The organism is Streptomyces sp. NPDC002130, from assembly GCF_040296465.1.
Taxonomy (GTDB): domain Bacteria; phylum Actinomycetota; class Actinomycetes; order Streptomycetales; family Streptomycetaceae; genus Streptomyces.
On sequence record NZ_JBEOXI010000511.1, the window covers coordinates 1 to 2,784 of the forward strand.

1 protein-coding gene and 2 pseudogenes are annotated in these 2,784 nt (G+C 69.3%); all 3 read right to left on the bottom strand.

What is annotated here, in order from left to right; all coding sequences use genetic code 11:
* Positions 1–115: 115 nt before the first annotated feature.
* On the bottom strand, positions 116–721 hold the full coding sequence (locus tag ABT116_RS41950; protein WP_351645643.1) for a sarcosine oxidase subunit gamma: 606 nt from the start codon (positions 719–721) through the stop codon (positions 116–118).
* Positions 714–2,117: pseudogene (locus tag ABT116_RS41955) on the bottom strand (glycine cleavage T C-terminal barrel domain-containing protein); the annotation flags it as partial. The gene ABT116_RS41950 and the pseudogene ABT116_RS41955, both read right to left, overlap by 8 nt.
* A gap of 46 nt (positions 2,118–2,163) precedes the next feature.
* A pseudogene (locus tag ABT116_RS41960) lies at positions 2,164–2,433 on the bottom strand (DUF305 domain-containing protein); the annotation flags it as partial.
* Positions 2,434–2,784 lie beyond the last annotated feature (351 nt).

Sequence of the window (2,784 nt, forward strand, 5' to 3'; positions counted from 1 at the left end):
GGTAGTCGGGGGCCGCGCCCGGCCGCCCCCCCCGGGCGGCCGGGGCCGCCGCGGGGGGGGGGGGGGCGCTACTGGTCTCCCGACCCCCCCCCCCCCCGCTTTCGTGGTGTCCGTGTCAGCCCGTCCACTCCACGGCGGCGTCCAGCAGCCAGTCCGTCAGGTAGCCGGCGAAAGAGGAGCGGACCAGTACCCAGAACCCGGCCCTCGGGTCGTCACGGGCCACCAGGACGACCTGGGCGCGGCCCAGGGTCGTCTGGGCACAGCGACCGGGGCCGAAGACGCGCGGGTGCAGGTCGAGCGAGCAGCCATGGGCCAGCAGGTCGTGGGCACGGGGTCCGGCGACGAGGAGCGTGGTGCGCTGAGCCGAGACGTCGACGACGGACACGGGCTCGTCACCGGCGGCCTCACGGATCCGGTTCTCCAGCCCGAGCCGGCCGCCCGGCGGGCCCACCACCAGCCACTCGTCGGGGCCGAGCCACAGCGCGGTCAGCTCCCCGGCGCGGACGACGGTGCCGGGCTCGACGGGCAGTTGCAGCCCCAGCGCCAGCCCGACGGCGTCCGCCGCCGCTCCCTTGGGATCGAGGCGGACGTTCATCTGGGTCAGGAAGGGGAGTTCCGCCAGCCGCACGGCGCCCCCGGAGGCGCGGGTCGCGGCGGCCAGCCGGTCCGCGGCGTGCGACAGGGGGCTGCGGAGCGGAGCGGAAAGGGCGGTGTCAGCCATCGCGGCGGGCTCCCTCGGGGTCGTAGAGGACGGGGCTCGCGACGGTCACCGGGACCAGCCGGTCACCGACGGGGGCGTAGAGGCGCTCACCGATGCGCTCGCGTCCGCCCTTGACCAGCGCGAGCGCGAAGGTCCGGCCGAGGGCCGCGCTGCGGTAGCTGGACGTGACATGGCCGAGCATCGGGACGGGGGGCGCGGGCAGCACGCTGTCGGCGACGAGGTGCGTGCCCTCGGGGAGGAGCGTGCCCGGGTCCTCCGGGAGCAGACCGACCAGGTGCTTGCGGTCGGGGCGGACGGTGTCGGCACGGGCGAAGGAACGCTTGCCGATGAAGTCGGGCTTCTTCTTCGACACCGCCCAGCTCATGCCGAGATCCTGCGGCGTCACCGTGCCGTCGGTGTCCTGGCCGACGATCGGATAGCCCTTCTCCGCGCGCAGGACGTGCATCGTCTCCGTGCCGTACGGGGTGATGCCGTACGGGGCGCCCGCCGCGTACAGCGCCTCCCACAGGGCGAGGGCCTCCCAGGGCGATACGTTGATCTCGTAGGCGAGTTCGCCGGAGAAGCTGATCCGGCACACCCGGGCCTCGATGCCCGCGACCGTCGTGTCCCGCCACGCCATGAACGGGAAGTCTTCGTTCGCCACGGCCAGTTGCGGCGCGAGTGAGCCGAGGACCTCGCGGGACTTCGGACCGACCAGGGCGATGGTGGCCCACTGTTCGGTCACGGAGGTGCAGTGGACCTTCAGCTCGGGCCACTCCGTCTGGAGCCACTCCTCCATCCAGTCCAGCACGGTGGCGGCGTTGCCCGTCGTCGTGGTGACCAGGTAGCGGTGCTGGCCGAGGCGGATGACGGTGCCGTCGTCGAAGACCATCCCGTCCGGGCGGCACATCACGCCGTAGCGGATCATGCCGACCTTCAGGGTGCTCATCATGTTGGTGTAGAGCAGGTCGAGGAAGACGGCGGCGTCCGGGCCCTGGACGTCGATCTTGCCGAGGGTGGAGGCGTCCATGAAGGCGACGCCCTCGCGGGCGGCGGCGCATTCGCGCAGCACGGCCGCCTCCATCTCCTCGCCGTCCTGCGGGTAGTACCAGGGCCGCTTCCACTGGCCGACGTTCTCGAAGCGAGCGCCGTGCGCCACATGCCACTCGTGCAGGGCGGTCGTGCGGACCGGGTCGCTCAGCACGCCGCGGTCACGGCCGGCGAGGGCGGCGAAGGAGACCGGGGTGTACGGGGGCCGGAACGTGGTCGTGCCGAGCGCCGAGATGTCCACGCCGAGCAGTTCGGCGACGACGCCACTGGCCAGGACGCCGGAGGTCTTGCCCTGGTCGTTGGCGGTACCGGCCGTGGTGTAGCGCTTGGTGTGCTCGACCGAACGCATTCCGGCGCCGGTGGCCCGGCATCTGAGCCATTTCCGGGCCTTGCGCTGCCTCTATCTGCGCTGCAAGCGAGAGAAGTTCCGGATTGTCGGTTCGACCGTCGACCATTCTGGCCATGTCCAATGCCTGCGCGTGATGCGGGTACATCCCTTCGAGAAACTCGATGTCGGCGGCATTGACACCCGCGGGAATCTCCGACTGTGCTGCGACGCTGGTTGTTTCGGAAGAATGGTTGACACTCTCCCCGGAGTTGTCCGAGCATCCGGCAATCAACAGTGCTGCCGCTGCCACAACCGGAACGAACCGCGTGGCGCTCTTCCTGACCGTCAAAGACATGTTTTCACTCCCGAGAGTTGATTCTGTTCGATATGCACTGCACCACAATTGATTTGACGACAGTGCTGCAAATGCACAGTTGCCACGTTACCGGCGGAAATCCGCCTCGAAGCCCGATAACCGGCCCAAACAGGCTTCCTTCATCGAATCTTCACAGTCGAACGGAAATCACCTCGCGACAGAAATGCAGACACGCAGTCGACTAACCTCGGTTCGATGAGCGCCGAACTACGACCTGGTGAGGAACCGGGGCGTGTTCTTGTCGTCGACGACGAGACTGCCCTTGCGAAGGTTGTCGCCAATTATCTGACACGCGAGGGATTCACCGTGCGCCTCGCCCACGACGGGCCG

What these genes read in the sequence shown, in the direction of transcription:
- ABT116_RS41950 (WP_351645643.1), bottom strand. Translation starts at nt 721, where the DNA reads ATGGCTGACACCGCCCTTTCCGCTCCGCTCCGCAGCCCCCTGTCGCAC.